Annotated in this window: 3 protein-coding genes; all 3 read right to left on the bottom strand. The window is 59.2% G+C overall.

The genetic code is table 11. From position 1 onward, the window contains the following. Positions 1–2,238 (bottom strand): efflux RND transporter permease subunit (locus tag EIC84_RS25745; RefSeq protein ID WP_134737360.1); only part of this gene is annotated, 2,238 nt, incomplete at its 3' end. Then, positions 2,235–3,755: an efflux RND transporter periplasmic adaptor subunit gene (locus EIC84_RS25740; protein ID WP_034363796.1), complete on the bottom strand. Its 1,521-nt coding sequence runs from the start codon at positions 3,753–3,755 to the stop codon at positions 2,235–2,237. The genes EIC84_RS25745 and EIC84_RS25740, both read right to left, overlap by 4 nt. Continuing rightward, on the bottom strand, positions 3,752–4,984 hold the full coding sequence (locus EIC84_RS25735) for a TolC family protein (RefSeq protein WP_003080381.1): 1,233 nt from the start codon (positions 4,982–4,984) through the stop codon (positions 3,752–3,754). The genes EIC84_RS25740 and EIC84_RS25735 overlap by 4 nt, the downstream gene beginning before the upstream one ends. Positions 4,985–6,076 lie beyond the last annotated feature (1,092 nt).

Raw genomic sequence — 6,076 nt, 5'->3', positions numbered from 1 at the left:
AGATATGACCGCCTGCACGTCTGCCACAGAAAGTCCGAACCGTGCAGCGGCTTGTCGGTCCACATCTACGTCAATGTACCGGCCCCCTGTCAAGCGTTCGGCCAACGCGGAAGAAACACCAGGCACTCCGCGCACGGCGGATTCAATCTGTGCCGCGAGCTTGTCGATGGTGGCGAGGTCTGGTCCGGCGACCTTGATGCCGACGGGACTCTTGATCCCGGTGGCCAGCATGTCGATGCGGTTGCGGATCGGGGGCACCCACACGTTTGATAGACCCGGAACCTTGACCACCCGGTCCAGTTCTTCGACCAACTTCTCCGGGGTCATGCCAGGACGCCATTGCTCACGTGGCTTGAACTGGATCGTGGTCTCGAACATCTCCAGCGGCGCAGGATCGGTCGCAGTATCTGCTCGTCCCGCCTTGCCGAACACACGCTGAACCTCGGGCACTGTCTTGATAAGTCGGTCTGTCTGTTGCAACAACTCTGCGGCCTTTGAGACCGAAATACCAGGTAACGCCGAGGGCATGTACAACAGATCGCCTTCGTCCAGCGGCGGCATGAACTCACCGCCCAGCCGCATGACCGGAATTGCGGTGATAGCCAGGGCCAATGCCGCTGCCAGCAGCGTTGCTTTAGGGAAGCGCAAGACTAGCTCAAGGGCCGGTCGATAGAGAGCAATCAGGCCGCGATTGATCGGGTTCGCAGTTTCCTTTGGAATGCGTCCTCGAATGAGGTATCCCATCAGCACTGGAACCAGAGTCACCGACAATCCAGCAGCAGCAGCCATTGCGTAGGTCTTGGTGAAAGCCAGTGGTGAGAACAGCCGTCCTTCCTGGGCCTCTAGGGTGAACACGGGCAGGAACGACAACGTGATGACCAGCAACGAGAAGAACAGCGCAGGGCCGACTTCCACGGCTGATTGCGCGATCAGTTCCCAGCGCTCGGCCACGGACGGTGGGCGTCCATGTCGTTCTTCAAAGTGCTCCAGATGCTTGTGCGCAGCTTCGACCAGGACCACCGAGGCATCGACCATGGCTCCTAGAGCAATGGCCACACCGCCCAACGAGAGAATGTTCGCGCTCACGCCTTGCCAGTGCATCACGCCAAAAGCCGCTAGCACCCCAATAGGCAGTGTTACAACTGCCACCAGCGCGGAGCGCAGGTGGAATAGGAAGATGGCACAGACGACGGCGACGACGGCGAACTCCTCCAGAAGCTTGACACGCAGGTTGTCGACTGCACGATCAATGAGTTTGGAGCGGTCATAGGTTTCCACCACCTCAACGCCTTTGGGCAGACTGGGTTTGAGCGTCTCCAGCCTGGCTTTGACGGCTTCGATAGTGGCACGGGCATTCTTGCCGGAGCGCATGACCACTACCCCTCCCGTGACTTCACCCTCACCATCTAGTTCGGCGATGCCCCGTCGCATTTCCGGGCCTATCTGGACTATGGCCACATCTCTCAGCAGCACGGGTGTCGCTCCGCTGAGGGTGATCGGGATGGTACGGAAGTCCTCCAGTGATTGAAGGAATCCGCGCGAGCGCACCATGTACTCTGTCTCGGCCATTTCCACTACCGAGCCGCCAGACGACTGATTGGCCTTCTGCAGGGCCTGCACGACCATGGACTGTGTGATGGCGAGCGTTCGCATGCGGTCCGGGTCGAGCACCACCTGGTATTGGCGGACCATGCCGCCGATGCTGGCGACTTCCGCCACATCCGGAACGGTTTTCAGCTCGAATTTCAGAAACCAGTCGTTGAGGGCTCTCAGCTGTCCAATATCGTTATGGCCGCTGCGGTCGACCAGCGCGTACTCGTAGACCCAGCCCACACCAGTGGCATCCGGGCCTAGCGCGGCTGTCGCACCTACTGGTAAGCGGCTTTGCACCTGGTTCAGATACTCCACCACCCGTGACCGTGCCCAGTATGGATCGGTCTTGTCGTCAAACAGGATATAGACGAAGGAGTCGCCAAAGAACGAATAGCCTCGGACGGTTTTAGCCCCAGGTACGCTCAGCATGGTTGTGGTCAGCGGGTAGGTCACGAGGTCCTCCACCACCTGGGGCGGCTTGCCTGGGTAGGTGGTGCGAACGATCACCTGTACGTCGCTGAGGTCCGGCAATGCATCGACCGGGGTGCGAGATGCCGACCAGATGCCTACCGCCACGAGGAACGCGGTGGCAATCAGCACTAGAAAGCGGTTGGTGATGGACCAACGGATCAGAGCAGCAATCACTTGGCGCCTCCGGTGGTTCCAGCGGCGCTGCCGCTTTTCTGCACGGAGATGACTTCCCAATCCATGGGCCCGCCTTTTCGGAACTCGAAGCGCACCAGATCTCCTGGCTTCAAGCCCATGAGCGTCATCGAGTCGGCCTTGCCAAAGCTCATTGTCATGGCGGGCCACTTGAGAGCCGGCACAGGGCCATGCGAGATCGTGATCCCGTCGTCATCCATGCTTTCCACCTTGCCCTCGGCGCGGAAGATGTCGGGGGCTTCGGTGGCCGTAGCGGGCACAGGCTGGGATTGCCCGGCCTCCATGGCTCCCAGAGCTGACTTGAGCCGCGCTTCCGAGTCCACTAGGAATTGGCCGCTGGCAATCACCTCTTCGCCTTCGCGCAAGCCTTGCAGCACCTCCAATTGATCACCCAAGTCCTCGCCCAGTTTGATTTCCCGAGGCTCGAAGTTGCCAGACTCCTTGCGGACGATGACCAATGCACGGGTGCCGGTACGGATGACGGCTTCGGCAGGCAGGACTAGGCGCGAGGCTGGAGCGTCGCCGACCTGCAGGCGCAGCAGCAACCCGGGTATCAGTTTGCCGCTGCGGTTATCGACCTCGAATCGCGCTTGCAGGGTGCGTGTGCTGGCGTTGACCTGTGGCAGGATTTCCTTCAACTCGCCTTCGAAGGTTTGGGATGCATCGGCTTGCAGAACGGCCTTGACCTTCTGGCCACGCGTCAGACGTACGGCTTGTGCTTCCGGCACTTCAGCCACGGCCCAGACCTTCTCTAGGCCGGAGATACGGAACAACGTAAGGCCAGGTGACACCTGGGCTCCATCTCGCACACCAAGTTCCGTCACCACGCCATTTACCGGAGCCTGCAAGGTATAGCGAGCTTGGGCGACCCCGGTTTCCTCACTCTTGCGTACCAGTTCTGCGGGGATGGACATGGCGCGCATGCGCTCACGGGTTGCCGTAATAAGCTCCTGAGGTACACCTGAACGCTTGAGTGCGAGCAGTTCGTTTTGTGGCCCCAGCCACTCGGGCGCAAAAATGGTGGCCAAAGCCTGACCTTTGCGAACCTGCTCCATGGGAGCGCGCACAGCCAAATGCTCGACATAACCGGCAACACGGGTCTGAACGGCGACACTCAGACGCTCATCGAACTGCACCGTTCCAACGGCGTCGAACGACGCGCCGATGTCGGCTCGCTTGACCGTCGCGGTCCGAATGCCGAGGTTCTGCTGCACCGTTGGACTGACTTTGACACCTGTGTCATTGGCATCGTCCGCATAGACGGGCACCAATTGCATGTCCATGAATGGCGACTTGCCCGGTTTGGCAAAGCGTGGTCCCGGCACCATGGGGTCATGCCAGTAGAGGACCTTGCGCTCGCCTGTGGGAGCCTTGGATTCCGAGGCGGCTACGGCCTGGGGGGCAGCGCCTTCGGAGGTCAAGCGGCCAATAAAGAAGCCACCGGCTGCCAGCAGTACGCCTGCCGTAACCAATGAAGTGACCAGTGCTGTGCGCTTCATTGGGCACCTCCCTGAGCGATGGGTTTGAGGTTTAGTTGGGCCTGCGTACGTACCAAATCACGCTGCAGTGCGAGGAGTTTTCTCTGAGCTTCGACCTCGGCATGTCGTGCCTCAAACACGGCGGTCAGGGCCAATTGATTTGAGCGGTAGGCGGCCAGGGCGGCGGAAGTGCGCTGTCTGGCCGGAGTCACTACGGAGCCTTGGTATCTCTCGATACGCTGCTGCAGGCGCGCGGCGTCGCTAGTCAAGGTGCGGTAATCGGCCATGGCTGCGCGCATTCCCTCCGTCAGGTCAGCCTCTGCTTTGTCGACCATGGCCAGCTTGGCCGAGGTTTCGCGGTCTTGGCGCTGGCTTGGTGCGATTTGGAGCGGGATGCTGACGCCGACTGAAACCAAATCGGAATAGCCAGTGCGCTGGCCGTAGGACACTTCCCAGGTCCAGTTGGGAGAGCGCTCCTTGGCTGCGACGTTTGCACTCTGGCGAGCAATTTCGACGTCGCTTTTTAAGCCTGCGACGGCTGGATATCTCGCCACGTAGTCCCATTCCTCGGGAGCAGGGAAGGCAGGTGGCTTGTTGAGGGCATCGGGAAGAATGCCGATCCAGCGTTGCAGACTGACCATGGCTGCAGACTGTTGTTGGCGAACCTCTTCGCTTTCATCCTCTGCAATCCCTTTGGCGGATAGGAGCTGCAACGCTTCTGCGCTGTTGCCTGTGGCAGCTGCTATGCGGCTTTTTGCCGCATTCAGCTCCTCGTGCAAGTGATGCTCGGTTTGTGTGGTTAGCTTGAGTGCTTCAGTGGCGAACCAAGCATCGACATACGCCATGCTGACCTGCAGGCGAGCCTCGGCTTCGGCAATGTCTTTTTGTACGGCATCGCGGTCGGCCCGTGCACGAGCCGCACCTTCGCGTGCGGCTCGTTTATCGGCGGAGAGCCACTCTTGGCTGATACCGATGCGCTTCATCGTCATGGACTCACGGGTACCGCTGAAGCGGTCTGAGCCGGTAACCGGCAAATTGTCGATGCCGGCCCGCAGCATGGGATCTGGCAACTGACCCGCAGCCTGTATGGAATGGACAGAGCCTTGCATCGCCGCCTGGGCTGCGCGGGCTGCTTCGGAGCGTTGGACGGCCAAGCTTATTGCCTGGTCGAATGAAATCGATTCTGCAGCAGCAACGGCCGGCAGAAATACGGCAGCCAAGGAGGCTGCTCGCAAAAAAATAGGGGACATGGAAACTCCGTGGACGAACGAGGGCATTGCCGGCGTATGGACAAGCCACGCCAGCACCAGTCAGTCGACGGAGTGATCAGACTCTGAGTCTGAGAGTAGAGAGAAAAAGAGGGTCCGGAGGCGGTCGAACCTCCAAGGTGATGGGCCAGGACACTGCAAGTGCAGCATCAAATTCGAGCACTAGCGGCAGCTCCAACACCTGCACGATGGCAGGTAATGACGCCACGGGCAGTTTGACTGCTTCGAAGGTCACATCCGGGGCATTGGTGTACTGATGACACAGAACCGGTTGCTGTTGGTCCATACCTTCGCATGGTATGCCGGCCTCCATCCTGGCCGTCATTGCATCAACGCCTTCCTCCTGTGGGCAGACGTAACCCGCCAACGCCAGCTGTGCGAACAGCAGCGAAAGCACCACAAGGACTGCGGTGGATAGGCGGTGAATGCGACTTCGTAGCATGGCAGCAGTTAGTGTAGTCAATCTACCAGGGGTACGCGGTGAAGGCCATACGTTGCTACCGATCTTTAAATGCTACAGATCTTCGGCAAGCCAGTGGTTAACTCGCATCCTAGGAGCAAACGCTACAGCTGTGTCTGAAGGAAGCGCGACACCGTATGCACAACTCAGTTCTGAAGAAGGCGGTGTCCTGTCCCATCCTCAAGTTAATGGATGAGGAAACATGCAATGTGATGCTCGGTAGCGATATCCGCCTCGGTGAGTCCGCGCATCGTTGAACCCAATGTCGCCCCCCTAAGTGATGATTGCGATCATCTGGGCCGAAATTCTTCCGGGAAATTTGTAGTTCGCTCAAGCTGATGTTCTACATGCAGAGGCCTCTGTTGCTTGAGGCCTCTGCGGTAGATCGGAACAAAAATGCAGGAAAGAGCTGCATCCGCGATGCATGCGTCTTTGATGGAGATCAGCCTGCAAATGATTGGAGGCGAGCATCTCGCGCAGCTGGCGATTCATTACGCATTTCGTTGATAACTTGCTCGCGGGTTTTGCTCGATCCAGTCTCGGGAGTACCACTTGGGAAATTGCTTTCACCGTAAGAAAGGCGGCCTTGCTTCATGGCGGCTTCAGTCTCGGCC

This window comes from Comamonas sp. A23 (assembly GCF_004522605.1).
GTDB classification, from domain to species: domain Bacteria; phylum Pseudomonadota; class Gammaproteobacteria; order Burkholderiales; family Burkholderiaceae_C; genus Comamonas; species Comamonas thiooxydans.
The sequence above is the reverse complement of the archived record's forward strand: the minus strand, read 5'-3'. Positions and strand labels throughout refer to the sequence as shown.